This is a genomic window from Paraburkholderia sp. FT54, from assembly GCF_031585635.1.
Classification (GTDB): Bacteria; Pseudomonadota; Gammaproteobacteria; order Burkholderiales; family Burkholderiaceae; genus Paraburkholderia.
Genome location: NZ_CP134196.1, coordinates 736,958 through 762,967, shown reverse-complemented (window position 1 = coordinate 762,967; position 26,010 = coordinate 736,958). Strand labels below are relative to the sequence as shown.

Annotated in this window: 25 protein-coding genes; 8 read left to right on the top strand and 17 right to left on the bottom strand. The window is 61.9% G+C overall.

The window, feature by feature from the left end:
- Positions 1-61: 61 nt before the first annotated feature.
- The 4 genes from RI103_RS22920 to RI103_RS22905 form a co-directional block, all read right to left on the bottom strand.
- Positions 62-1,213 carry a porin gene (locus tag RI103_RS22920; RefSeq protein WP_310817812.1) on the bottom strand — a complete coding sequence of 384 codons (1,152 nt, stop codon included), beginning with the start codon at positions 1,211-1,213 and terminating at the stop codon, positions 62-64.
- Positions 1,214-1,294: 81 nt separating this feature from the next.
- The gene (locus RI103_RS22915) at positions 1,295-2,113 is read right to left on the bottom strand and encodes an ABC transporter ATP-binding protein (protein ID WP_310817811.1); all 819 of its coding nucleotides are present in this window, start codon (positions 2,111-2,113) and stop codon (positions 1,295-1,297) included.
- The gene (locus RI103_RS22910; RefSeq protein ID WP_310817810.1) at positions 2,110-3,180 is read right to left on the bottom strand and encodes an iron ABC transporter permease; all 1,071 of its coding nucleotides are present in this window, start codon (positions 3,178-3,180) and stop codon (positions 2,110-2,112) included. The genes RI103_RS22915 and RI103_RS22910 overlap by 4 nt, the downstream gene beginning before the upstream one ends.
- 12 nt (positions 3,181-3,192) lie before the next feature.
- Positions 3,193-4,431: an ABC transporter substrate-binding protein gene (locus RI103_RS22905; RefSeq protein WP_310817809.1), complete on the bottom strand. Its 1,239-nt coding sequence runs from the start codon at positions 4,429-4,431 to the stop codon at positions 3,193-3,195.
- 207 nt (positions 4,432-4,638) lie between these two features.
- Here RI103_RS22905 and RI103_RS22900 point away from each other — a divergent pair, with 207 nt between their 5' ends.
- Both RI103_RS22900 and RI103_RS22895 read left to right on the top strand, forming a co-directional pair.
- Entirely contained in the window at positions 4,639-5,352 is a 714-nt protein-coding gene (locus RI103_RS22900; RefSeq protein ID WP_310817808.1) for a response regulator transcription factor, read from the top strand.
- Positions 5,333-6,778 (top strand): ATP-binding protein, encoded by a 1,446-nt coding sequence (locus RI103_RS22895; protein WP_310817807.1) that lies wholly within the window; start codon positions 5,333-5,335, stop codon positions 6,776-6,778. The genes RI103_RS22900 and RI103_RS22895 overlap by 20 nt, the downstream gene beginning before the upstream one ends.
- A 236-nt stretch (positions 6,779-7,014) precedes the next feature.
- On the opposite strand, the gene RI103_RS22890 is transcribed toward RI103_RS22895, so the two are convergent.
- Complete coding sequence (locus RI103_RS22890) at positions 7,015-7,323, bottom strand: DUF4148 domain-containing protein (protein WP_310817806.1); 309 nt, start codon at positions 7,321-7,323, stop codon at positions 7,015-7,017.
- A 772-nt stretch (positions 7,324-8,095) separates the two neighbouring features.
- Between RI103_RS22890 and RI103_RS22885 the strand changes: the two genes are divergently transcribed.
- Positions 8,096-10,264, top strand: coding sequence for a hypothetical protein (locus tag RI103_RS22885; RefSeq protein ID WP_310817805.1), 2,169 nt, complete (start codon positions 8,096-8,098; stop codon positions 10,262-10,264).
- 147 nt (positions 10,265-10,411) lie between these two features.
- Here the strand turns inward: RI103_RS22885 and RI103_RS22880 are convergent, their stop codons facing one another.
- The gene (locus tag RI103_RS22880; protein ID WP_310818545.1) at positions 10,412-11,233 is read right to left on the bottom strand and encodes a LysR substrate-binding domain-containing protein; all 822 of its coding nucleotides are present in this window, start codon (positions 11,231-11,233) and stop codon (positions 10,412-10,414) included.
- A gap of 125 nt (positions 11,234-11,358) precedes the next feature.
- Between RI103_RS22880 and RI103_RS22875 the strand changes: the two genes are divergently transcribed.
- On the top strand, positions 11,359-12,210 hold the full coding sequence (locus RI103_RS22875) for an alpha/beta hydrolase (protein ID WP_310817804.1): 852 nt from the start codon (positions 11,359-11,361) through the stop codon (positions 12,208-12,210).
- A 93-nt stretch (positions 12,211-12,303) separates the two neighbouring features.
- Here RI103_RS22875 and RI103_RS22870 read toward each other — a convergent pair whose 3' ends face one another.
- Both RI103_RS22870 and RI103_RS22865 read right to left on the bottom strand, forming a co-directional pair.
- A complete protein-coding gene (locus RI103_RS22870; RefSeq protein ID WP_310817803.1) occupies positions 12,304-12,756 on the bottom strand; it encodes a RidA family protein in 453 nt (150 codons plus the stop codon).
- Between the two features lie 18 nt (positions 12,757-12,774).
- A complete protein-coding gene (locus RI103_RS22865; protein ID WP_310817802.1) occupies positions 12,775-13,221 on the bottom strand; it encodes a GNAT family N-acetyltransferase in 447 nt (148 codons plus the stop codon).
- Between RI103_RS22865 and RI103_RS22860 the strand changes: the two genes are divergently transcribed.
- Positions 13,200-14,003 carry an XRE family transcriptional regulator gene (locus tag RI103_RS22860; RefSeq protein WP_310817801.1) on the top strand — a complete coding sequence of 268 codons (804 nt, stop codon included), beginning with the start codon at positions 13,200-13,202 and terminating at the stop codon, positions 14,001-14,003. The two genes, RI103_RS22865 and RI103_RS22860, sit on opposite strands and share 22 nt — an antisense overlap.
- Positions 14,004-14,052: 49 nt before the next feature.
- On the opposite strand, the gene RI103_RS22855 is transcribed toward RI103_RS22860, so the two are convergent.
- The 8 genes from RI103_RS22855 to RI103_RS22820 form a co-directional block, all read right to left on the bottom strand.
- Positions 14,053-14,658 (bottom strand): hypothetical protein, encoded by a 606-nt coding sequence (locus RI103_RS22855; RefSeq protein WP_310817800.1) that lies wholly within the window; start codon positions 14,656-14,658, stop codon positions 14,053-14,055.
- Between the two features lie 97 nt (positions 14,659-14,755).
- Positions 14,756-15,511: an amino acid ABC transporter ATP-binding protein gene (locus RI103_RS22850; RefSeq protein ID WP_310817799.1), complete on the bottom strand. Its 756-nt coding sequence runs from the start codon at positions 15,509-15,511 to the stop codon at positions 14,756-14,758.
- A 28-nt stretch (positions 15,512-15,539) separates the two neighbouring features.
- Entirely contained in the window at positions 15,540-16,049 is a 510-nt protein-coding gene (locus RI103_RS22845) for a hypothetical protein (protein ID WP_310817798.1), read from the bottom strand.
- Between the two features lie 171 nt (positions 16,050-16,220).
- Positions 16,221-16,988, bottom strand: coding sequence for an ABC transporter permease subunit (locus RI103_RS22840; RefSeq protein WP_310817797.1), 768 nt, complete (start codon positions 16,986-16,988; stop codon positions 16,221-16,223).
- 3 nt (positions 16,989-16,991) lie between these two features.
- Complete coding sequence (locus tag RI103_RS22835; RefSeq protein WP_310817796.1) at positions 16,992-17,669, bottom strand: ABC transporter permease subunit; 678 nt, start codon at positions 17,667-17,669, stop codon at positions 16,992-16,994.
- Positions 17,670-17,682: 13 nt separating this feature from the next.
- A complete protein-coding gene (locus RI103_RS22830; RefSeq protein WP_310817795.1) occupies positions 17,683-18,480 on the bottom strand; it encodes a transporter substrate-binding domain-containing protein in 798 nt (265 codons plus the stop codon).
- A gap of 188 nt (positions 18,481-18,668) precedes the next feature.
- Complete coding sequence (locus RI103_RS22825) at positions 18,669-19,907, bottom strand: NAD(P)-binding domain-containing protein (RefSeq protein WP_310817794.1); 1,239 nt, start codon at positions 19,905-19,907, stop codon at positions 18,669-18,671.
- Between the two features lie 163 nt (positions 19,908-20,070).
- Positions 20,071-20,955 (bottom strand): LysR family transcriptional regulator, encoded by an 885-nt coding sequence (locus tag RI103_RS22820; RefSeq protein ID WP_310817793.1) that lies wholly within the window; start codon positions 20,953-20,955, stop codon positions 20,071-20,073.
- Between the two features lie 151 nt (positions 20,956-21,106).
- Between RI103_RS22820 and RI103_RS22815 the strand changes: the two genes are divergently transcribed.
- Both RI103_RS22815 and RI103_RS22810 read left to right on the top strand, forming a co-directional pair.
- Positions 21,107-22,138 (top strand): NAD(P)H-quinone oxidoreductase, encoded by a 1,032-nt coding sequence (locus RI103_RS22815; protein ID WP_310817792.1) that lies wholly within the window; start codon positions 21,107-21,109, stop codon positions 22,136-22,138.
- Positions 22,139-22,363: 225 nt separating this feature from the next.
- Positions 22,364-22,987 carry a LysE family translocator gene (locus RI103_RS22810; RefSeq protein WP_310817790.1) on the top strand — a complete coding sequence of 208 codons (624 nt, stop codon included), beginning with the start codon at positions 22,364-22,366 and terminating at the stop codon, positions 22,985-22,987.
- 10 nt (positions 22,988-22,997) lie between these two features.
- Here the strand turns inward: RI103_RS22810 and RI103_RS22805 are convergent, their stop codons facing one another.
- Positions 22,998-24,413, bottom strand: a complete 1,416-nt coding sequence (locus tag RI103_RS22805) for a PLP-dependent aminotransferase family protein (protein WP_310817789.1) — start codon at positions 24,411-24,413, stop codon at positions 22,998-23,000.
- Between the two features lie 242 nt (positions 24,414-24,655).
- On the opposite strand from RI103_RS22805, the gene RI103_RS22800 reads away from it, so the two are divergent.
- Positions 24,656-25,984 (top strand): aspartate aminotransferase family protein, encoded by a 1,329-nt coding sequence (locus RI103_RS22800; RefSeq protein WP_310817788.1) that lies wholly within the window; start codon positions 24,656-24,658, stop codon positions 25,982-25,984.
- The last annotated feature ends 26 nt before the right edge of the window (positions 25,985-26,010 follow it).

Here is a 26,010-nt window from a genome sequence, read left to right as displayed (position 1 = left end):
TTTCGCGCCGCGTGCAATGTCCTCAACGCGGGGCGCGCCCCCGCGCGTCACGGCCGATGCCTTAGAACCGGTGCCGCATGCCCGCGGCAACCACCACCTGCTGATTGCTCGACGAAGCGCTTTGCCCGCTGATGTCGGCGGCCAGACCCGAGCCGTCGGCGCTGATGTGTTCGTAGCTGCCCTGCAGATAGACATCGGTGCGCTTCGACAACAGGTAGTCGGCCTGCAGCGAAACCTCGTGCCACTTCGGATGATGCGATCCGCTCGACGTCGACAGCGCGCCGGACGTGTACGTGTATTCGCCATTGAGGGTCAACGCCGACGTCAATGCATAGCTCGCGTTTGCCTCGTAGTTGCTGAAGGCCGCACCCTGCCCGTTCTCCATGAGACCCAGACTGTTCGCACCGTCGATCGTGTCGAGGCCGCCGAGTTGCGTGCGCGTCCACACAAAGCCGAGCGTTGCGGCGCCAAGCGTGTAGTTGACGCCCGCGCCGCAGGTGCGCTGACGCGCCGCAATGAACGTGCGGTCGGTAAGCGTGAGCGCGCCATTCGTGTTCGTGCCGCCACCGTTGTTCGCCTGCAGGTAACCGGCGCCGAGACTCAACGGGCCAGCGTTATACGAAGCGCCGAAGCTATACAGACGGTTATCGTCGAAGCTGCCCGCTTCGTTCGAGAAGCCGTACAGCGCGCCGAATCGCAGTCCGGAATAGTCGTTGCTGGCGAACTTTAGCGCATTGTTCACGCGAAACGTGTTGTTCAGATTGTCGTTGTCGTACGGATGCGCCGACAGATTGTTGCCGCCGGGATGACGTCCGGTGAAGCTGAGCGGCGCCAGATAATCCACCACGGAATCGTACTGTCGGCCGAGCGTCACGCTGCCGAAGCGGTCGTTCGCGAGGCCCGCATACGCCTGGTAGCCGAACAGGCGGCCGCCCTGGCGCAGCGTGCCGTTCATCACGCTGAAGCCGTTTTCGAGCTGGAATATCGCCGCGGTGCCGCCGCCGAGATCTTCACGGCCACGGACGCCCCAGTGGCTGCCCGTCACGTTGCCGCTGCCGGCCTGCACGTTGCCGTGGCCGCCCTGGTTGTCCGCGTAGGACAAGCCCACGTCGATCACCCCGTACAGCGCCACGCTCGACTGCGCGTGCGCCACGGGCGCATGACCCACGGCGTGCCCCGCCGCGCACGCGGCAAGCACAAAAACCCTTTTCATTGTTTTACTGGTCTGTTGATAGATCGAGACAGCCGCGAGCGCGTGCGACGACGTTTGAAGTGGGCTGGCTGGGCCGCGTGGTTATCGGCTGGCGATGCCCGTGCGATCGGCGAGACCGTCGATCAGCACTTGATGGTGTCCGCGCGAGCACGGCTCGATTCGCGCGAGAACACCGAAAACCTGTGCAAGACTCGCCGCCGTGACGACGGCTGGCGGCGCGCCGAATTGCACGATACGGCCGTCATGCAGCAACATCGCGCGGTCGCAGGCGCGCATGGCGACATTGATGTCGTGCAGCACGACCACCGTCACGATGCCGCGCTCGCGCGTCACGTCGCGCAATACCTGCATCACGTGAAACTGGTGATTCAGATCGAGCGCCGACAGCGGCTCGTCGAGTAGCAGCACCTGCGGGTCGCGCACCAGCGCCTGCGCGATGCCGACGAGTTGCCGCTGGCCGCCGGACAGTTCATCGAGCGAACGGGCGGCGAGCGCGTCGATACCGAGGCGTTGCAGCACCGCATGGGCGTGCCCGATGTCGTCCGCGTGACTCTGGCCGCGCGCGTGCAGCGAAGCGCCACGCGTCGCGCGGCACGCCACCAGCACCGACTCGAGCACCTGCAAACGCACACCCGCCGGCAACGCCTGCGGCAGATAGACCACGCTATGCGAACGCGCACTGGCCGCCGAGAGCGCGAGCGTCTCGCCATCCAGCGACAGCGAGCCGCTCGTCGCCGGCGTGAGACCGGCCAGCGTGCGCAGCAAGGTCGACTTGCCGCTGCCGTTCGGGCCGAGCAAGGCGGTGATGTGTCCGCGCGGCAGTGGCCCGGCGTCGAGTGAGATCAGCACCTGGCGGCGTGCGTAGCTGACGCTCAGATCGTGAATGTGCAGGCCGCTCATCCGAGCTCTCCCTGCGAGCGCACCACGATGCCGAGAAACAGCGGAATGCCCACCAGCGCCGTGACGATGCCCACCGGAATCAGCACGCCCGGAATGATCAGCTTCGACGCAATCGACGCGAGCGAGAGCATCAGCGCGCCGATCAGCGTGCTGCCCGGCAGATAGAAACGGTGATCCTCGCCGAACAGCGTGCGCGCGATATGCGGCGCGATCAGCCCGACGAAGCCGATCGTCCCCACGAACGACACGGCCAGCGCCGATAGCACCGACACGCGCAGCAACGTGCCGAGACGCAGGCGCCGCACGTCGATGCCGAAGCTGGCCGCGCGGTCCTCGCCGAGACGCAGCGCGGTGAGCGTCCACGCATTGCGCATCGACAGCGGCAAGGCGAGCGCGAGCGCCGCGCTCAGCACGCCGATCTTGGGCCAGTCGGCGCGCGCGAGCGAACCGAGCGTCCAGAACACGAGACCTTGCAAGGCGTCGGCCGAGGCAATGAACTGCATCAGCGAAACCAGCGCATGAAAAGCGAACACGAGCGCGATGCCCATCAGCACCACGCCCGCCGTGCTCATGCCGCGCCAGCGCGCCACGCCGTCGAGCACCAGCGCGCACAACAGCGCGAACACGAAGGCATTGGCCGAGACGATCCAGGTCTGCGAGACGCCGGGAATCGCGATGTCGAGCACGATCGCAAGCGAGGCGCCGAACGCCGCGGCCGCCGACACGCCGAGCGTGTACGGGCTCGCGAGCGGATTGTTGAGGATCGTCTGCATCTCCGCGCCCGACAGTCCGAGCGAAGCGCCCACGATCAGCGCCATCACCGCATACGGCAGGCGGATCTGCCAGACGATCACGCTCGTCGCCGGATCGGCCGACGCGTGGTCGAACACCGTGCGCAACAACGTCGCGATGGGCAGTCCCGACGGGCCCGAGCGCAAGTCGAACAGCAGCGAGCCGACGATCATGAAGCCGACCACCGCCAGCCACGCCACGCGCCGCTGCGTCAGACGCCGGTACTGGCGCACGCTCGCGCCGTGCAATGCCGCGGGATTCTGAAGTGTGGACATTGAACCCATCGCCTATTTCGCGGCGAGCGGCGCGGCGCTGCCAGTGCCATCGACCCAGTACGCGCCGTCAGGCGGCACGGCCAGGAAGCGGCGATACAACTCCGTCTGGGTCGCGTGCACGTCGAGGTCCTTGAACTGCTGCGGATAGAACCACTTCGCGAACGCCTCGATCGCGACGATGTTGTACGGCGAGTCGTAGTAGTTGTGCGAAATGCCATGCACGCGGCCGTCGTGGATCGCCTTGATGGTGTCGAAGCCCGGCCGCGCGACCAGCGTGCCGAGACTGGCGCGCGCATCCCCGTCGCTGGTGCGCGCGCCCACGCGCAGCGACGCGAGCCCCGGCTTGGAGCGGCTGCCCGTCGCGATGTAGACATCCGGGCGTGCCGCGATCACCTGTTCCATGCTCATGTCGCCGAGTACGCCGGGCACGAGTCCGGCGGCAATATTACGGCCGCCCGCGGCGGTCACGAACTCGCCGAAGTTGCCGTTGCCGGCCGTGTGGCAGCAGCCCGCGTCCCACACGCCCGCGAGCAGATCGAGAAAGACCTTCGGCCGTTGCGCCTCGGGAATGGCGCCGATCACGCTTTGCACGCGCGCGAGATGCTGCTGGTAGAACTGCGCGTAAGCATCAGCTTCCTTCTCGCGATGCATCACGGCGCCAAGGAGCTTGATACTCGGCAGCGTGTTCTGCATTGGATGCAGCCGGAAATCGACGAACACCACCGTCGTGCCGGTCGCTTCCAGTTGCTTGACGAGCGCGTTGTAGCGGCTCGGACCGTGGCCGCCGAGGCTGAAGATCGCCAGATCGGGCTTCAGCGCCAGCGCTTTTTCGTCGCTGATGCTGTCTTCGGTCGCCTTGCCGATCAGCGGAATCTGCCGGATGCCGGGGAAGCTTTGCGCGTACGCGTCGAAGGTCTGCGGGTCCATGGCCGGCAGATCGCCCTGCCAGCCGACGATGCGCGCGAGCGGCGCCTTGCCTTCCAGCAGCGCGACCGCCATCAGCAGACGGCTTTCGCCGAGCAGGATGCGATGCGGGTCGGCGGGAATCCGGACCGTGCGACCCGCCAGATCGGTGACCGTGCCCGCGGCCGGCGAAGTCAGCGTGGCCGGCGTGCCCGTGGGCGTCGCCGCGAATACACTGGCACTCGCGCTCGCGCCGGCGAGGCCCAGCGCGAACATCACGCCAGCCGCCAGGGCGCTGGCGAGCCGCGCAACAGGACGGCGGCTCGAAGAGATCCGGAAAATCGACATGATATAGTTACTGAATGAGAATGATTGCCATTTGGCGCCACTTTAGCGGCGCAATGTAATGGCGATGTGTTGAAAACACGCTGTTTTGTAATGGAATGTGTTGGCGCGGTTTTAGCCGCGCCGGACGCCCCCCCGCCGACCCGCAGCGCGGCCACTATCCGTACCGGCGCGCTCCGGCGAACCCAGGCAAAGACCAAGAGCTTGACGATGGACCACATACTGATCGTCGATGACGATCCCAACATCCGCCAGTTGCTGCGCGACTATCTGCGCGACATGGGCTACGAGGCGAGCACGGCCGGCAGCGGCACGCAGATGGAGCGGATCATCAGGACCTCGCAGGTGGATCTCGTGGTACTGGATCTGATGCTGGACGGCGAAGACGGCCTCGACCTCACGCGCGAACTGCGGCGCGAGCACAGCGTGCCGATCATCATTCTGAGCGCGCGCGGCGGATTGCTCGACCGCATTCTCGGCCTCGAAATGGGCGCGGACGATTACCTGCCCAAGCCCTTCGACCCGCGTGAACTGGTGGCGAAAATCAAGGTGGTGCTGCGGCGCACGCGCGCCATGCCGGCCGCGCCGCGCGCCGACGCCAGTGCGTTCGTGAGTTTCGCCGGCTGGCGGCTCGACACGCGCATGAAGCAGATGCTCTCGCCCGAGGGCGTGATCGTCTCGCTCGGCGGCTCGGACTATCGCACGCTCCGCACACTGCTCGACCATCCGAACCGGCCGCTGTCGCGCGAATTTCTGCTCGATCAGGTGTTCGGCAAGGAACGCACGCCGCTCGACCGCTCGATCGATGTGTGCATCAGCCGGCTGCGGCAGCATCTGAAAGACGCGGCGCGGCGCGCGGCGCTGATTCGCACCGTGCGCAACGAGGGCTATATGCTGGTCGCCGATGTCACCCACGAAGCGTGAACCGCGCCGCCCGCTGAAGCTGCGGCTGTGGCCCGATACGCTGTATGGGCGGCTCGTGCTGATTCTGGTCGTCGGCATGTTCGGCGGACAGTTGCTCACCAGCACGATCTGGTTCGAGGCGCACGACAATCGCACGCTCGAAATTCCCGCGCGTCTGTTCGCGAGCCGCCTTGCCGACACGGTCAGGCTGTTGCAGCACGCGCCCGACGAAAGCGCGCGCCGTGCGATCGTCGAACAACTCGGCGACGCCCGTTACCGGCTGCAGACGATCGACGCTCCCGCTGCCGTTTCGCCGCCAAAGCCGTCGGCCGGATCACTCGCGCAGCACACAGTCAGCAACCTGCTGTCCGGCGTGATTGCGCGGCGCCTCGGCGAACCCGTCGAGGTGCGCCTGCTCGACGCCCACTTGCGCGACGAGTCCGGCCATCACGAAGGCATCCTCAGCCTGTTCGATTCACGCATGCCGAGCGGCGATTTTCATGTGCAACTGAAGGTGCCGAGCGGCCCGTGGCTCGACGTGCAGGCGAACGAAGGGCAAGCCGGCATGCAAACCCAGCCGTGGTCGCTGGTGCTGGACTATCTGGTGCGGATTTACTTCGTTCGCCTGATGGCTGTGTTTCTGCTTGCGCTCGTCGCGGTGCGCTTCGCCGTGCGGCCGTTGCGGGAACTGGCGAAAGCCGCCGAGGCGCTGGGGCGCAACATCTATCGCCCGCCGCTTCCGGTAACTGGACCGCGCGAAGTGCGCACCGCGGCGCAATCCTTCAACACGATGCAGGAGCAGCTCACCGCGGGCATTGCCGCTCGCACACGCTTTCTGACGGCCGTCTCGCACGATCTGCGCTCGCCGCTGACACGGCTGCGCCTGCGTAGCGAGATGCTGCCCGATCCGGTCTGGCGCGAGCGGCTGCGCGGCGAACTGGATGAAATGGAAGCGATGGTCCGCGCGACACTCAATGCCGTGCAGGGCGTCGAAATCACCGAAGCGCGCCGCGAGATCGATCTCGACTCGATGCTCGACAGCATTGCCGAAGACGCGCGCGAGGCCGGGCATGAAGTGACGGTCGACGGGCGGACGCTGCGCCCGTTGCCTGGATATCCGCGAAATCTGAAACGCTGCCTGCAGAACCTTGTCGAGAACGCCATTCGTTACGGCGGCGAAACCGCGATACGGGTCGACGATTCCGCAAACAACGTGCAAGTAGTGATCAGCGACCGCGGCCCAGGCATCGCCGATGAACGTATGCTCGAACGCGTCTTCGAAGCGTATTTCCGGCTCGACGCGTCCGCCGGTGGAAAAAAGAACGGCACCGGCCTTGGACTGACAATCGCACGCAGCATCGCGGCCGCGCATGGCGGCACGCTGATCCTGCGGAACCGGACAGGCGGCGGCCTCGATGCAGTGTTGACGCTTCCGCGTGATGGCTAGCCGCTGCTCGCCTTGAAGGCGGAGCATGGGCACCGGCTCACTGCACGCGGTGCCTCGCCGCCTTAACACCGCTCACACCGGCGTATAGCTCGCAAGGCTCAAAGCCGGATCGTCATTCGCCTGAAACCTGGCATATTCGTAGCGCCGTTATGCACGCCGGTGAAAGCGGCGGCCCGTTCAGCATGACGGTGATCCGGCTGTATGCCGCGCGAACTCGCGCATTCCCGCACCACTCATCACGGATGGTTGTACATCGCATTCCAATCCGAACTGGAGACCGGCACACGTCCCGCGTCCGACGAGCCGCTCGCAGTGCCGCCAAAACCCGTCGCCGCGTGCCGCGCCGCCACCCGCGCTTCAGCAGCCTGAATATCGGCCGGATAGTTCGGGTCTTCACCGTGGGCGGGGTTATAGCCGGCCTGTTCGAGTTCGAGCAACTCGGCACGCACTTGCGCACGGGTGACAGGCGAGTTCGATTGAGCGAACACGGCAACCGGCGCTGCAAGGGCAACGGCAACCACAACGGCTTGAATAAGGGACTTCATGATGATGACTCTCCACACTTCGCTTGGTCTGCTACGAACAGCCCTGTTCGTAATTCAGTGACGACAGTCTAGAAAGGTGCGCGTTTGAGAATAAGGGCCGTCCGTGGAGAGGATTGTTCTCGAATGTGAATGAACTGCGGGCGGTCCGCCACATCTCGAAGCGAACCCGCGGTTTGCCGAAACAACGCACATTCCAATTCGACTCGCTATTGGTCCTCGCCTTCAACCGACGATTTTCGCCATTGCGTTAAGCCGCGAAAAAACTTTTGCGGGCAACTATCAGCGCTGGCTTCAGCGACAAGCTCCACGCCGCGCTTTTCAGACTTTTCAAATGACACTTGCCATCTCGCCAGAGATATGATCTCCTACCACTTACAAAATATTTCACGGCTAGGTTGGTTCGTTGCCACGCTCTGCGCGGCGTGCCTCACTGTTGCCTGATTCTGCACATATGCCGTTTACGTCGACGTATGAGTGCCGAATTCCGGCGCAACGGAGACCGCACGGGTACGGGTGTCTGATAGATGGCGTGCTCGTTTATTGTTGTCTGACGACTTATGACTATAGCCTGACGCCGTTATCAAGACCCACATCAGTTGCCAGTGCCGGCGAGGCTGCCGGGACAACTCGCCCTGATTCCGCCCGCTTTGAACGGCGTGGAATGCGACCCATGAAAATGCATTTGCTTTTACTTATCGAAGGAGAAGAAAAGACAAGTAATACATGACTAAAAATGTGAATCAGGCATCGATCAAATAAAACTGGAGACAACATGCTTTCACCAGGAAAACCCTCGTTTGCGTTTGCGCTCAGCACGCTCACCGCTCTTCTCGTCACCGCTTGCGGTGGCAGCATGAACGACAGCCCGGGCAATCCGGCCACCCCCCCGAACAATCCGTCGCAAAGCGCAGCCGTCTCTCTTCACGGAATTGTCTACGGCGCGCCGGATACGAGCGTCCCGTCGGGTGCCGGCGTTCCCATCACCATGATGGGACAGATGAGAGCGCTCTTCGACCTGATCAAGAAAGCGCCTGATTTCACGCAAGTGGTGATGGATCTTGGCGACGGCAGCCCCGTTCATGTGCTGGATACCAACACGGGGGATAAATTCCTGCCGGGTAAGCTGGCACTTGGCCTGTCGTACATACTGATCGACATGAAAGCCAAAGGCGATCCGAAATACGCGGACTATCTCGCGACGTACCAGAAAATTACGACCGCGATGATGACGCAGATGCACGGCACCGACTACACATATGCGAATACATCCTGGGGCGAGTACTACTACCTGGTTGCGTTAAACAATTTCAAAGCGCACGGCATGCTCAATGAAGTCTTCAGCGACGCCATGCTGACCACGCTGCAAAATCGCCTGACCTTCTGCGACATGTTCGGCGCGGATGCAAGCGGCAAGACCAATACATGCCCGGCCGCCGGCGTGCCGATCGACGTCGCATCGCTCAATACCGCTCAAAACTACTATGCGGTTTCCTACGGCATTGCGGGCTTGCGACAAAAACTCGGGTGGAGCAATCCGGGCTTCTCGTCGAAAACCGATCCGACCGTGGCATCGATGGGCGCGCGCGATGCGCTTCTGTACACGCTCACCAACCACATTCGAAACGATTCCTCCGGCGGCTTTTCCGACGAAGCTTCGAATACCCACACCACTTACCATGATCAGGCGCGCTTCGACCGGTACAGCACGCTCCTGATCGGTGAAGTGGTCGAGCGAACGTTCGAAATGGGCAATGAGGCCAATCTGACGCCGGAGCTGAAATCGTATCTGCGCAAATCGGTCGATCTGATTCTTCCGCAACTCAATGCCGACGGCCAGGGTTTCAACTACGGCCGATCCATCGGCCCATACGGCGATTCGGCCTTCATGGAAGTCCTCACGGCAGCGGCCAACGCAGGCGTACTCTCCGCGCAGGAGATGCAGGTCGCCTACTCGTTCATCTACAAGGCGGCTTACCGCTTCGACACGTTCTGGTACGACCCGACACTGCCCACGCCGTCAGTGAATATGTGGGTGAAAGGCCGCGGCACCGATACGTATCGCGGCAAACCTCGTGTCATGGGTGAGAATTTCAGCCTGCTGCACCAGTACATGTACGTGAATGCGTGGTGGGACAAACTGGGGTTCGGCAGCAAGGCGCCCATGTCCGACACTGACCTGCAAGCGTGGCTGGATGCAAGAGCGCATTACACGTTGACCTGGTACAACTTGCCCGGCGATACGGCTCATCCGTACAGCGCGGCGCTCGTCACAGTGCGAGACGGCAAGCGCGTCATCAATCTCAACTTGAGCCAGGCGCCCGACTACAACTCGTACACGCCGTATTACCCGACCCCGTTCTCCGACAAGCTGATCTACGGAACAACGGATCTGGGCTACGCGTTATTGATTCCGCAGGTGACCTATAACGGCAAAACCTACATTCCGGTCACGTACTACAAGAATCTGAGTGTCCAGGAAAACAACGGCCAGGTTGTGGTGTCGTTCGACACGGCCAAATTCCGGCAAGCCGTCAAGAACGCAACGTACGCCACGGACATCGACTTGCAGGTCCATACGGTGTTGACGTTCGCTCATGGCACGATGACCCGGTCCGATACGCTGAGCTCCGCAACGCTGACCGGCAACATTGCGGTCGAGACGGATTTCACGTCGTTTGCGGACTTCCAGAACACGACGGCGAATAGCGATGGGTTTTCGGTCAAGTACGCGAACAGCAATGCGACCAGCTATGGCACCACGGGTTTCGACGGTTGCGCGCTGTCTAACTTCGAGATGGCGGCCGGCGTCACCAATCCGCTGTCCACCACGCCGATTGGGCAGTTGCATTCGAACTTCACTTGTACGACGCATCCTTTCGCCTTGACGGCAGGCAGCAATCGCACGTTGAGCTGGACGCTGAAGTACGCTGATCCGAGCTGATCGCGGGCACGTGCCGGCCCTCTTGCGAGGGCCGGCCCATTTACTGCGCTTTCACGCGCGATCTGCAACCGGGGTTGCGCCGCGAGCAATCCATAAAACGCGGCGATGACGTCCGACCGCATTCGGCACAGCGATCGCAAGAAAAGACTAGCGCCGCAACTCGGAGACGATCTTCTCCGCCAGAAAATCGCACGGCGGACGATTCGATGCCGTGCTGCGCGCCAGCACCATTTCGAGCGCGGGAATCTCGGGCAATCCGTGCGCACGCCCAAGGAGCGTGAAGTGTGCCGGCACCGCGCATCGCGCGAGCGGCACGATTGCCAGGCCCGCTTCGGCCATCGACAGCAGGCCCAGCAGACTCGGACTTTCATACGAGGTGCGGTAGGCAATCCTGGCCCGCTCGAGGCTGCGAATCGCGTTCTCGCGCGCCACGCTGCCCGGCAAAAACACGGCAATCGGCAACGGCCGTTCGCGCCATATCTCATCGGCACTCGGCGCCGCCGCCCATTCCATCGGCTCGAGACGAATGAACTCGCCCGACAGGCCCTTGACTCGCGTCGCACACACCAGGTCGACCGAACCATCTTTCACCATCGGCGCGAGTGCGACGCTCGGCAAACCGACAACCTGAATCTCCACCTTCGGGTAGGTCGCCGAAAACTTCTTGAGGATCGGCGGCAGCAGCGACGACGCGTAATCGTCCGGCACGCCGATGCTCACGCGCCCGGTGACGTCTGGCCGAACCACCGCCGCCCACGCCTCGTCGCGCAATGCGAGCATGCGGCGAGCGTAGGTCAGCAGGACTTCGCCGTCCTGCGTCGGCACCACGCTTCTCGGCTTGCGCACGAAAAGCGGCTTGCCGAGCGCGGTCTCGAGCGTCTTGATCTGCATGCTCACCGCCGATTGCGAACGATGCACGACTTCCGCCGCCCGGCTGATATTGCCGGTGTCCGCGACGGCGACGATCATGGTCATCACGTCCAGGTCGAGAGCTTTCAATTGGCTGGTATCAGAAAAGTAGATAGATTCGATCAATATTACGCGTTTTTCTAAAATAGCGACATCGGGCATAGTGGCCGCAAAGGAGCCAGTCCATGAACGCCCGTACCGACCTCTCAGTGCTTGCCGTACCCGAACTGTCGTTTGCGACCATCGCATCGGGCATCTGCGTGCCGTACGTCGAGTGCGGAGAAGGCGAGCCGCTCGTGTTCGTGCACGGGTCGCTTTGCGACTATCGCTACTGGAATGCGCAAACCGCGGCGCTCTCCCAGCATTTCCGCTGCATCTCAGTGAGCCTGAGCCACTACTGGCCGGCGAGCGAGGCCTGCATCCAGGGCGAGTTCGGCTGGCAGACGCATGTCGCCGAGCTGGCCGAGTTCATCGAGGCGATCGACCTTGGGCCTGTCCATCTCGTTGGGCATTCGCGCGGCGGCTGCGTGGCGTTTCATGTCGCGCGCGAAAATCCGCGGCTCGTGAAAACGCTGACGCTCGCGGACCCCGGCGGTCCGTTGCAGATCGACGGGATGCCGGACGCGACACTGCCGGCCACGACTAATGTGCTGCGTGCGCGCGTCGCTGAACTCATCGAGAGCCAGCAGATCGACGCGGGTCTGGAGCTTTTCGTCGATTCGGTGAGCGTGCCCGGCTCATGGCGCAAGAGCCCGCTTGCGTTCCGCACCATGGCGATCGACAACGCGGGCACGCTGCCCAAGCAGCTCCGCGATCCGTTGCCCGCCTATTCCCGTGAAACGGCACGCGACGTGAAATGCAGGACGTTGCTGATCGACGGGCAGCGCAGCCCTCGCATGTTCCGCAACAACGTCGAAAAACTCGCGGAATGGATCGACTATGCGGAGCGGCAAACCATCGCCAGCGCGTCGCACGGCATGAATGTGTCGAACGCCGGCGCGTTCAACCGGCTCGTGCAGGCGTTCGTCAGTTTCTGATTGCGGCGGTTCGGTTCGGCGTTCGGCGAGCGGCCTATCGAGAACCTCAAAGGGGCCACGGTATTGCTCGTCGGCATTCGAACGGATATTGAGTTATTTCCGCAGCGCCGCGACCATCTTGATTTCGATTAGCAACTCGGGACGCGCCAGCGACGCCACCCCGAGAATCGTCCATGCGGGGAAGTCGGAACGGATGTAACGCTCCTTGACGGCCCGGAAATCATTGAGTTGTGACGCCACGTCCACGTGATACGAAACCAGTTCAACGAGGTCGGTGAAGTCGAGACCGAGGTGCCGAAGAATGACTTCGGCACGCCTGAACGCCCAATCAATTTGCTCTTCAGCCGACACGGGAATGCTCCCGTCCGCTCGCAACCCGACCTGCCCTGCAATGAAGACCAGACCGTTCGCCGACACAGCAGGCGAATACTGAAAAAGATCGAAAATCTTGTTGCCGCCGAACGTTTCATCGTTTTCGGGCAATCGCAGGCGCTCAATCTTGCTCATTTTTTTACCTCGGCGAAGTTCGTGTTTCGGTGCGGTCAATCTGCTTGACGGACAACATCACAAGTCAAGGCGCAATCGTGGTCCAACCTCGACAAAACCCACGGACAGGTAGAACGCAAGCGTGCGGGCCCAACGGGGCTGACGAGGAGCGCCAACGTCGAGTCGCTTCCATCCGCGTTCCTTGCCGAACCTCGCGGCTTCCCGGACCAGCGTCGCGGCTAATCCACCACACCGGCATTCCGGTCGGACATATAACTCAGTAATCTGCCCGAAGGCCCCTCCCGCGTATATTGCCACTCCTTCTGTCATGAGAAGGACGCCCACCGGACTCTCACCTTCTAGCGCCAGATATCCGAAGCTGCGACTCGTATGGCTCAGAACGGCTTCAGCGATAGACACCCGGTCCGCGGGTTCAGGTTCGCCATGGTGAAGCTCCGCCAGAAGATCTTCCACAAGGTGCGCAACGCAATGTGCATCGGCCGGTGCAACAGGGCGAATCAGCATCGAGGCAATCTCCTTACTATCGCGCGTGGCGCAGCCAAAAAACCGTTGCCCTGACACTCATCCTCAACAATGCCTCATATAATGACAGCAAGTCGTCATCTTTGAACTGCTCCTTCACTGAAGGCACCATGCCAAAAACTCAGAGTCAGCCGCCCGCTGAAGATTCTCCGGGCATCGAGGTAGCAGAGAAGCAGCCGGACCCCGCAGTAGAAAAAGTGTCCCGTGCTCTGGCTGCACAGATTCATGCCTTCCGAACGTCAGCAGGAATTGCTTCGGGCACCCTCGCGAAAATGGCCGGCATTTCCCATTCGATGCTCTCCAGAATCGAAAAAGGAACGGCTACACCGTCGATAGAAACTCTCACACGGCTTGCCAATGCCCTAGGCAAACCCGTGTCGCGCTTTTTCGTCGACCAGAGTGAACGCCACGACTGCTCGTTCGTACCCGCTGGACAAGGCGTGACTGTCGACAGGGAGGGTTCGTCGTACGGCCACATTTATCGGCTCGTTGGCCACGTATTGTCAGGAAATCTTTCCGTGGAGCCGTATGTCGTTACGCTCGACGAAAAGTCCCAGCCGTGGTCGACCCACCAGACAACGGGTATTCAGTTCCTTCACGTACTGGAAGGCAAGATGAAATACCGATACGCCAATCGACTCTACGATCTGAAACCCGGCGATAGCTTGCTGTTCGACCCGAATGCGGCGCATGGTCCGGAAGAAATCGAAAGCGTGCCTGTCAAGTTTCTCGCAGTATTCTTCAACATCCGCGAATACAGCTAACAAATAGAGACCATACCCTCACGCACCGGCGCTTATTGCACGTAACGGCTTATCGTCGCGACTGCTGAAGTTCTGCAAATTGCCTTGCCACCGCGCTTTCCCGATTGGCGACAATCTCTCCCGCTCCAACGCGCTCCCGGCCGTATACAATCCAGGCGTCATCGGGTGAACCGATAGTGGCATCCACTCTCAGCGTTTCCGGTTGCGAATCGAAATAGTATCGATAGACCAGCGCGGAATCGCATTCTCCCTTCAACAGTCGTTCAAAAGCCACCGGAATCGAAACCGCCGGAATCAGCCGCGAATACGAGCCGAGGTCTGCGTAGTCATCGGTTGCGGGGGAAACGAGCGAGATAGTTTCCGGCTTGCCCACGTCCCTGCGCGTGAGAATCGCCAATGTCTGACTCGGCGAGATGAAAGTGTCGACCACGAACCGCTCGCGGAAGTTACTGCCCATCACTCGCGGGGTATCCGGATGAACCGCGCACTGAATCAGATAGTCAATTTCGTCCGCGTCGAACGCAGCTAGCGCATCGTCGAAATTATCGAAGAGCCTGATCTCAGCTTCAAGCCCGTGGAAATCAATGTAACGACGCGTCACATACTCGTGGTTCGTCCCGGACGGACCGAGGGTGCCAAATCTGATTGTGGCCATGCTTTACTCCTGAAAACCCGTGGAACATGTTGACTGTGGGCGAAGCGCCTCTACCCCATCGAGGAGTTCGAGTTGACGCCTCGTCAACATGACGTATTCATTTCTGAATCATCTGGCTGAGGAATCGTCTCGCTCGCTCAGTCCTCGGCGCGTCAAAGAAACGAGCAGGCTCGTTGTCTTCCACGATTTCTCCCTGGTCCATGAACAGAATGCGGTCGGCCACCGCTCTTGCAAATCCCATTTCGTGGGTGACGCAAAGCATGGTCATGCCGTCTTGCGCGAGTAGCGTAAGCGTGTCGAGAACCTCCCTCACCATTTCCGGGTCAAGCGCCGACGTCGGTTCATCGAGAAGCATGATGGTGGGCGACATGCAAAGCGCTCTTGCGATAGCAACCCGCTGCTGCTGGCCACCAGAAAGCTGAGAGGGGTATTTCCCGGAATGGCTCGCCACGCGCACGCGTTCAAGCATTTCAAGCGCTCGTACTTCGGCCTCCTTCCGCTTCAGACCACGAACATGCATGGGAGCCAATGTGCAGTTTTCCAGCACGGTCATGTGCGGGAACAGATTGAAATGCTGAAACACCATGCCGACATCGGCGCGTACCCTGCGTACGTGTCTCACATTGTCGGTGAGCTCGATTCCGTCGACCTGAACGTCTCCCGAATCATGCCTCTCAAGTCGGTTCACGCAGCGAATCAGTGTCGATTTTCCGGAGCCGGACGGACCGCACAGAACAATCTTTTCACCTCGCCGGACATTTAGCGAAATAGAATTGAGTGCATTGAACTCGCCGAAACTCTTTGAGAGTCCCTTGATAGATATCGCGAGTTCGTTGTTCGGTATCGTATTCATAGCGAAAATCCTGCGCGTTTCGTGCGGTTCAGGTGTCGAGCCGCGTGAGTGTCTGGGCGTGGAATGTCAGAGCCGCCGGGCTTTCCTTCCAGGCCACAACCTGCCCGTCGGACAGCCGTTCGCTGCCATAGACGATCCAGGGGTCGTCGACTGTGCCGATCCGCTCGTCGATCCTGAACCGGGTGGGGTTTTCGGTGGCAAGGGACGAGTACGTCAGACCGCTCTCGTATTTGCCCGAGAGGAGTCCATTCGCAACCGATGCCGTCGACGTCTCCGGAATGAGGGTGAGTCCATCTGTGTTGACATAGTCGCGCGTGGCGGGCTGGAGTGCGAGCGTTCGGGGTGTGTCGACGTCGACACGCGTCACTACCGCCATGTCTTTGCTGGAAGAGACGAATGCGTCGATGACGAAAAGCTGTTTGCGGTACTTCGCGACAATGTCAGCCGTCGAAGGATGTACTGCAACCTGAACGATATAGTCGGCCTCGCCGTCAATCACCATTCGTGCTGCTTCGTCAAAGCTCAAAACCAGCGCCATCGACGCTCGCCCTTCCAGGCCGTGATGTTGAATGTATCGGGCAGTCACAAACTCGTGATTGCTACCGCTTGGTCCGAGTGTCAGAAACCGAAGCAATTTGCGTTTCTCCATTAACTTGGCGTGAGGGACTCAGGCGCATGAGCGCACCTATAAAAATGAGTCGTGAGAGGATCAGGCTGCGTGAGCGTCTCCAGAATCCGAAGACTTCGGCATCGCGGGTTGTTCAGGCTGTCGAGGGTTGACGGCGTTGACGTCCTTGCCTGTTCTGCGTGCAATGTTCACCTCGAGAATCCGGAACGCGTGCGATAGGAAAAACGTCATCGCGAGATAGATCATTCCCGCGCCGACGAAAATCTCATAGGGCGCATACGTCTCGCTAACCAGCAGCTTGGACGTTCCCGTCAATTCCATGATGGTCACCGTCGATGCGAGAGACGTCGCCTTCAGGTTCAGAATCGTTTCGTTCGCGTACGCGGGGATTGCAATACGAATGGCAATCGGCGCTTTGACGCGGCTGAGTATGGAGACCCGACTCAATCCCAGTGCCTCGGCAGCTTCCACGATGCCCTTGGGTACGGCGGACAGCGCCCCCATCAGAATGCGCGCCGTGTACGCGCCCGAATTCAGCCCCAAGGCAATGACCGCACAGATAAACGGGTCGCGCAAGAGCGGCCAGACTACGGAGTGTCGAATAAAAGAGAACTGTCCGAATCCGTAGTAGATAAAGAACAATTGCACGAGAGCCGGCGTGCCGCGGAATGCGCCGATATAAAACTTGACGCTAGCGCTGAGAACCTTGGACGAGCTCAAGCCCACCAGCGCTGTGGGCACACCCACAATAAGACCAACGGCCACGATGGCGACGAACAACTCAAGCGTGACGGGCAAGGCCGCTAGCAGACGCGGAACACTCGAAATGAGCAAAGAGAAGTCAAACATGCCTCACCTCGCCAATGCGGTCGACGTCTTGCGACGCACCGTGCTAAAAACGTTTGTCAGGGCGAAGCTGAGGACAAAGTACAGCACGCCGGCGACAAGGTAGAAGAAAAAGGGGCGATTTGTCGCCTCGACGGCGAAGCCTGTTCGTCGCATCAGGTCTTCCAGGCCAACCAGCGAGACAAGCGCAGTCTCTTTCAGCAGGACAGTCAACTGGTTCCCGAAAGCCGGTACCGCGAGGCGCCACGCTTGAGGTGCAATGACGTGGACAAAGCTCCTGGCGCCCGTCAACCCCAGCGCCGCGGAGGCTTCAAATTGGCCGCGCGGAACTTCCAGGATTGCGCCGCGGAAGATTTCCGTTGCATAGGCGCCAAACACCAGCCCGAGCGACACGGCACCCGCGCCGAACGCATTGATTTCAATCGGCCGCGCCAGGAGATGAGAAAGGGTGGCGCTGCCGCCGTAGTACACAAGGAAGATGACCAGCAGGTCCGGCACGCCTCGTATCGTGGTCGTGTACACGCCGGCGAACTGCCTGAGAATCCGCACAGGAGACAGTTTGGCGGCCGCCATCAGAATTCCGATTACCGAGCCGATCGCTGTGGCCGCGAGTGCGACCAGCAGAGTCATCAGGGCCCCAAGCAGAATGAGTCCGCCATAACCATTCAGAGTGAAGCTAGCCATGCTGGTCCCCGCATTACATCAGAGAGAAAGGGAAATACTTCTTTCTGATCTGGTCGTAGGTGCCGTTCACCATGATTGCGGCCAGCGCTGCGTTAATACGATTGCAGAGCTCAGTGTCGTCGAGACGAACTGCGATTGCGTTCCCATCTCCGAGTACGCCGCCTTTGAATTCAGGTCCAATGAAGGCGAAGTCCTTCGAGTCAGGTCGCTTGAAGAAGTCGGAATAGAACGTCGCTTTGTTACCGATGATGAGGTCCACGCGACCTGCGACGAGGTCCAGTTCCGGCTGACGGGTGTCGTCATACAGCACGAGTGACGCCGTCTTGTCGTAACCGTTGGCCACCAGCCACTGGTGCTGGGATGCGCCGCGTTGAACGCCGATGCGTTTGCCTTTCAGGCCCGCAGGCGAGACGTCCTTTATTCCACTGTCTTTTGCCGCGATAAAGCTGGACGTGGTGTCCTTGTACTTGTTGGTGAACAGAACCTGCTTGCGTCGTGCGGGCGTCGTCGACATCGACGCAACGATTGCGTCATATCGATTCGCCTGAAGTCCGGGAATGATGCCGTCCCATGCCTGCGCAACGATTTGGCATTTCATCTTCATCTGTGCGCAAAGGGCATTCGCAATGTCCACGTCGAAGCCCTGAAGCTGGCCGGACGCATCCTTGAAGCTCCACGGCGGATACGTGCCCTCGGTTGCCACTCTCAGAGTGTCGCCAGCCGAAAAGACGGGCGCTGACATGACTAGTGCTGCCGCCGTCAGGGCGCAAGTGACCAATCCTCGGAAACGTCGAAACAGGGTGTGTGACATGGCAACTCTCTCGTCGCGATTGCTGCGCCCCGGGTATTCCGTCGCATTAGAGGTAAAGGTAGTCCGTCGTTAATTTAACGTCAATATTTTAATTTTATGCAAATTCCCTAATCGGGTTTACGCGTAGATGGTCGTTCGCGCACCGTCGTCGCCGGCCCACCCGGCGGCGACGCATCACCCGGCCATCGTTAGATCGTCTCGTCCGAGATGGCCGCGGCAATATGTGCGGCATCCTCCCCGACGCCGAAGAGGAAACTCGATTTGCGTTTGTGCAGCCACGGCAGGCCAAGAAAGTACAACCCCGGTATTTCAGTGATGCCGCGGCTGTGGATTGGCGCGCCGGCCGAGTCGAACACCTCGGGCAGCTCGATCCAACCGAAGTCGAAGCTGTAGCCAGTCGCCCAGATCACGCTGCCAATTCGATCCGCGCGCGCATCGAGCAGCGTCGGCGAATGAGCGATCGTCCGGGCAGGGACATAGGACTTCTCGGGGGCTGGCTCAACGTCGAGGCCGCCAGTTCGCGCGACATGCGCGTCGATCCTCGTCACGAACTCTTCCAGGCTTCGATCGCCGCCGCGCAGAGTGGCTTCCAGGTCGTCGCCGAAATGCAACCGGCCATCACTGACGTCCTGGAGATGCCCGAGAAGAGACAAACCACGCGCGGCGGACTGGCGCAGGTCCACGTCGTATCCGCCGTGCACCCCGGTCACCAACGGTGGAGGCAGGCGGTGTTCGGGGGGCACCTCGGCAGCGGTCTGGTCGAGCAGGCCAAGCTCGCGACGCCACCATAAGGCATCGCGGCCCCGATAACGCCGCGGTGCGCGTTGGTGCCGGCCAACACTGAGGTAGGTGCGCCGTCCAGCCTCGATCAGTTCGTCGGCGATCTGGCATCCCGACGCGCGCGAGCCGATCACGAGCACGGCGCCTTCGGGCAGCTGGTGTGGATTGCGATAGTCGCCGGAGTGGATCTGCATGACCCCGGAGGGCAGGCCCCGGTGCAGAAGCGGGACGCGCCCACGTTGATATGGGCCCGTGGCCACGACCACGTTGCGCGCCCGCAGCTCGCCCTGCGGCGTGACCAGCCGGAATCTCGCCAGTGGCGCACCGGTTCGACGCAGTGCCGTGACCTCCGTGTTGTAACGTATCGGCGCGCGAATCGCTGCCGCGTAGCTTTCGAGAAATCCCCAAACCTCGCTGCGGTGCGCGAAGGCGTCGGGCGGACCGCCTGCATACGGTGGGTGGCCCGGCAGCTCGATGCTCCAGTTCGGGAACTGGAAGTACAGCGAATCCCAGCGCTGCGAGTGCCAGCGCTCGGCGATGCGCGCTCGCTCGAGCACCAGGTGTTCGCGGCGGCGCTGGCTCAGATGCCAGCTCAGGGCAAGGCCAGCCTGGCCCGCGCCGATCACGAGAGTCTCGATGCTTTCCATCGCTACTGCACTCCCATTCAGGCTTGCTTGACGCCTGCCGGCACACGCCCAAATGTTCACAGTCCTGAGGATCGCGGCAGGCGTCGAACAGCCCCAAATCGGCATAGACCGGCCGCTCGGGGATGTAACGCAACAAGCAGCAAGTGCAGCCAGTCGTGCGTGCCTATTTTGTGTGGGTGGTGTGATCTTCGAACGCGGCGACGATGCCGTCAATCATTGCCGCGATACGCGCGGTATGCCGAAGATCTTGATGCGTGACGAGCCAGACTTCGTAGACCGCCCCACGTGCGGGTTCCGGCCATATCTGCACGAGGCCGTCGTGTTCAGCCAGATGTATCGGAAGCTCACCGATGCCGATGCCGGCCTTCACGGCGGTACGCAACATGAGGCTGGAATTGAAGGTCGATACGATGCGCCCCGCGTGTATCGGTTCGCCCGCAAGAGTCGGTGATCGATTACCGGTCCAGTTTCCCTGATAGACGACAAGATCGTGGCCCGCGAATGCGGAGCCAGCGGCGGGCTTGCCGTGCTGCTCGAGATAAGCATTCGAAGCAAAGAGCGCCATGGGCCAGCGAACCAGACGCCGCGCCACGAGATCGGGATTGTCCGGCCTGACTGAGCGGACCGCGATATCCGCTTCACGCTTTGCCAGATTCAGCATGCGCGTCGACGTGTCCAGCAGGACGCGCACTTCGGGATGCACGGCATGCAGGCGTTCAATGGCGGGAAGCAGGAATTCGAGCGCGATCGAGTCGGTGCTGGTGACTCTTACGTCCCCCGCCAGCCGTGTATCCGTGCCTTGAGTTCGTCTGACGAGTTCGTGCGCGGAGTGCTCCATTTTCTCCGCTGATCTCAGCGCGGCCTCGCCTGCTGCGGTCAACGCGTAACCCTCGGAGGTTCGCAGGAAGAGCGTTGCACGCAGCGCGTGCTCCAGTGCCGCAATCCGTCTGCCGACCGTCGCCTGATCGAGATTGAGCGTCCTGGCCGCTCCACGGAGCGTTTTTTCGCGCTCCACCGCGAGAAACACTCGTGCGTCATCCCAGTTCATCGTGCGGCCCTCCTGATGCAAATTTGCATGCCACGTCGTGAATATTGCTGCACTTATTCATCAATGTCGATGCCTATACTGAACGCAAGAGTTCCTCGTTCAACGATCCGCCCGGATCAATCGAGCCTCATCTATAGAAGGAGTGGTATCCATGTCTGCTTCAACTTATCGTGTGCCGTCGTCCATGACGGCCATTGAGATCAAACAGCCCGGCGGTCCGGAGGTCCTCGTGCCGACTACGCGCCCGGTGCCGATGCCGGCCGCCGATCAGGTTCTGATCCGCATCCACGCGGCCGCCGTGAACGGTCCAGACGTTTTCCAGCGCAAAGGGCTGTATGATCCGCCCCCCGGCGCGTCGGACATTCCGGGCCTGGAAGTGGCGGGTCAAGTGGTTGCCGTCGGCGCCGACGTGTCGCAATTCCGGATCGGTGAACTGGTGTGTGCATTGATTCCCGGCGGCGGCTACGCGGAATATGCCGTTGCGCACGCCTGCAACACGATGCATATCCCCAAAGGCCTGACGTTGGTGGAAGCCGGTGCCATGCCTGAAACGCTGATGACGGTTTGGCTGAACCTGTTCCAGCGCGGCAAGCTAGCTGCCGGCGAATCGGTGTTGATCCATGGCGGCGCGTCAGGTATCGGTACCACGGCGACCATGCTGGCGAAGGCGTTCGGCGCTGCGAAAATCATCACGACAGTTGGCTCGCCGGCGCATCGGGAGGCCAGCCTCGCGTTGGGCGCAGACCTCGCGATAGATTACCGCGAGCAGGATTTCGTCGCCGAAACAAAGCGTTTTACCGATGGAAGAGGCGTCGACGTGATCCTCGACATCATTGCCGGCGACTACGTGGCCAGAAACTATGACGCGGCGGCGATGGACGGACGGATCCTCCAGGTGGGCGTGATCAAGGGGCCGGCGAAGGACCTCAACGTCTTGCCGATGTTGACGAAACGTCTGACGCATATGGGCTCGACATTGCGATCGCGTACATCCGCGGACAAGGCGGCGATCATCGACGAACTGGAGCGGCAGGTGTGGCCGCACATCGAGAGCGGCAAGGTCAAGCCGGTCGTCTACAAGACCTTTGCGCTTGCCGACGCTCGTGGCGCTCACGAGCTGATCGATTCCGGCACACACTTTGGAAAGATTGTCCTTACGACAGGTGCCGATCTCATTGGCTGAAGCCTGGCTTGCCGCCAAAGCGGCAAGCCTCTTGCCGGTTCCGTGATGGGGGCGACGAGGTCGTGATCTTTATCGGCGGTCCAACGTCTCGCGGTCCGCACCCACGGCACGCACGCAATCCACCGTCACCCCGTACCGGACACCATCTCACAAACCGTACCGGTGCTGTACTGGAAACGCTCGCTAGAATGCTCCAATGTCCCTTCGATGACACCGGAGCTCCCCATGTCTTATCTCAGTCTCAGCGCGCTGCCCGCCGGCATCCTGTTCGCGCTCGTCACCACCATCACGCCCGGTCCGAACAACACGATGCTGCTGGCCTCGGGAGTCAACTTCGGGTTTCGCCGCACGTTGCCGCATCTGTCCGGCATCAGCGCCGGTGTCGTGCTGTTGATGCTGTCGGTCGGGATCGGTCTGGGCGAAGCCTTCGTGCATTTCCCCGTGCTGTACACGGTGCTCGAGGTCGCGAGCGTCGCTTATCTGCTCTATCTCGCGTGGAAGATCGGCACCTCGGGCGAGTTGAAGGTAAAAAAAGGCGAGCGCCGGCCCATGAAGTTCTACGAAGCAATTGCCTTCCAATGGGTCAATCCGAAGGCGTGGATGATGGTGCTGACCGCGGCCACCACGATCCATCTCAGCGAGAGCTACAGCATGAACGCCATCGCCATGGCGGTGATTTTCTACGTGATCGGCTTTCCGTGCATCTGTCTGTGGGCGGGTTTCGGCACTGCCATGCGACAAGTGCTGTCGGCCCCGAAGCGGCTGCGCGTCTTCAATGTGGCAATGGCGCTGCTGCTGGTGCTGTCGCTGTATCCGATCGCGCTGAAGCTGCTCGGCCAGGGCGCGTGAAGAGGTCCGGCTACAGCGTCCCCTGCCCCACCCGCTCGATGAACCGCCACAACGCATCGTCCGTCGAATACGGCGCGTTGAAGCGGAACCAGGCGCTCGGGGCATCGTCGGGACGGAAGTAGGAGCCCGGCGCGAGCCAGATACCGTGGCTGAGCGCCGCTGTCGCCACTTCGCCGGCCCGCTGCGCTTCGACCGGCAAGCGCGCCCACAGGAACAGCCCGGCGCGCGGCCGGTGAAACAGTTCGAGACCGAGCGAATCGAGCCGCTCTTCAACGGTCGCGTGCGCGAGCTTGAGACGCTCGTTGACGGCTTCCACATGACGCGCGTAGCGCCCCTCCAGCAGCACCTTGTCGACGATCCGCTCGATCGCCTCCGACGACGTCAATCCCACCGCCATCTTCGTGCGCGCCAGTTCGCGCAGCACCGCGCGCTCGGCGACCACGTAGCCGCAGCGCAGCCCCGGCGTCACCGTCTTCGAAAAACCGCCGACGTACAGCACGCGCTGCAACCCCTCCATCGCCGCGAACAGCGGCGCGCCCGACGGCGCGAGTTCGCGGCTCACATCGTCTTCGATTACCCACATGCGCTGACGCTCGGCGATCTGCAGCAAGCGGAACGCCGCCGACATGCCGAAGGTCGCGCCGGTCGGATTCTGCAGCGTCGTGTTGACGAAGATCGCCTTCGGCTTGTGCTCGGCGACCAGCGCTTCGAGCACGTCCGTATCGACGCCCGCCGGCGTGCGCGGCACGCCATGCACCACCAGGCCGGCCAGCTTGAGAATCTGCAGCAGATTGCAATAGCCGGGATCTTCAACGATCACGGCGTCGCCCGCGCGCAGCAGCGTGCGCACGATCAGATCCAGCCCTTGCGTCGCGCCTTGCGTAAGCAGGACGTTGGACACATCGGCGGGCAAGCCGCGCCGGTCGAGTTGCTCGGCGATCCGTTCGCGCAAGGGCGCGAATCCGTACGGATGCCCGTAGTCGCCGAGGCGCGCCGCCGGCACCCGGCTCATGGCCCGCAGCGCGTGCTGCAAACCGGTCTCGTTGATCCATTCGTTCGGCAGCCAGCCGCCGCCCGCCTTGATCGGCACCGAATGGTCGGCGAACACGTCGGAGAGCAGCCAGGTCGCGGTGAGGCTCGGCGGCTGCCAGTCGGTAGCGGCGACCCGCGCGGACTGCGAGCGCGCCGCCACGCGATAGCCGGAACCGCGCCGCGCGACCACAAGGCCCATCGACACCAGCCGGTTGTAGGCCTCCGTGACCGTGAAGGTGCTCAGGTCGTGGCTGTGCGCCAGTTGCCGCACCGACGGCAGCAGCGCGCCCGCGCGCAGCGATTGCCCCTCGATGGCGCGCGCGAAGCCTTGCACCACCTGCTCGACGAGCGTGGGAGCGGCGCGCCGGTCGCGCTCGAGTTGTAGTTCGATCATGGTCAGGACGAAAAAGCAGGCCGCGCAGGGCGGCTGAGCGTATGAGTACGTGCGCAATGTGGCGCGGGCGAGCGTGACGACTAGCCACCACAAGCATCGACACAGTTGGCGCAAATCCACCAACACAGTTAGCGCCACACTGCGTCAACTGTTTATGCCGCCATTAAACCGCGAACGCTACAGTTTCGCCATGCCCCGAAGGAGGTCCTTGCGGGGGACTACTTCGATTCAAGGAGATACTCATGACTTCGCGCCCCGTCATCGACGACCTGTCGACTTTCTGGATGCCCTTTACCGCCAACCGTCAGTTCAAGGCCGCGCCGCGCCTGCTGGAATCGGCCAAGGGCATGTACTACCGCAGCACCGACGGACGCGAAGTGCTCGACGGTTGCGCGGGTCTGTGGTGCGTGAATGCCGGCCACGGCCGCGAGGAAATCGTCGCGGCGATCACCCAGCAACTCTCGACGCTCGACTTCGCGCCGACCTTCCAGATGGGTCATCCGCTCGCCTTCGAAGCGGCCACGAAAGTCGCGGAACTCATGCCGGAGGGCCTCGATCGCATCTTCTTCACGAACTCCGGTTCGGAATCGGTCGACACCGCTTTGAAAATCGCGCTGGCGTACCACCGTTCGCGCGGCGAAGGACAGCGTACGCGCCTGATCGGCCGTGAGCGCGGCTATCACGGCGTGGGCTTTGGCGGCATCTCGGTCGGCGGCATCGCACCGAACCGCAAGACCTTTTCGGGCGCGCTGCTGCCGGCGGTCGATCATCTGCCGCACACGCACAACCTCGAACACAACGCGTTCTCCAAAGGTCAGCCGGCCTGGGGTGCGCATCTCGCCGAGGAACTCGAGCGCATCGTCACGCTGCACGATGCGTCCACCATCGCCGCGGTGATCGTCGAACCGGTGGCCGGCTCGACGGGCGTGCTGATTCCGCCGCAAGGCTATCTGCAGAAGCTGCGCGAGATCTGCACGAAGCACGGCATCCTGCTGATTTTCGACGAAGTGATCACCGGTTTCGGCCGCGTCGGCAAGGCCACGGCCAGCGAATACTTCGGCGTGACGCCGGACCTGATCACAATGGCGAAGGCCATCAACAATGCCGCGATTCCGATGGGCGCGGTGGCCGCCAGCCGCACGATCCACGACAGCATCGTGAATAGCGGCGCGCAAGGCGCGATCGAGCTGTTCCACGGGTACACGTATTCAGCGCACCCGGCCGCAACGGCAGCCGCGGTCGCCACGCTCGACCTCTACAAGCGTGAAGGCCTGTTCGAACGCGCCGCGACGCTCGCGCCGACGTTCGAGGCCGCCGCCCATTCGCTGCGCGGCGCGAAGCACGTGAAGGACGTGCGCAACCTCGGCATGATCGCCGGCGTGGAACTCGAATCGCGCGACGGCGCGCCGGGTGCACGGGCGTACGAAGCGTTCGTCAAATGCTTCGAAGCGGGCGTGCTGGTGCGCTTCACGGGCGACATCCTGGCGTTCTCGCCGCCGCTCATCATCAACGAAGAGCAGATCGCGCACATCTTCAAGACTGTGGGCGACGTGCTGGCGACGGTACAGTAACCCGCCTGCAAAAGAGCAGCACGAAG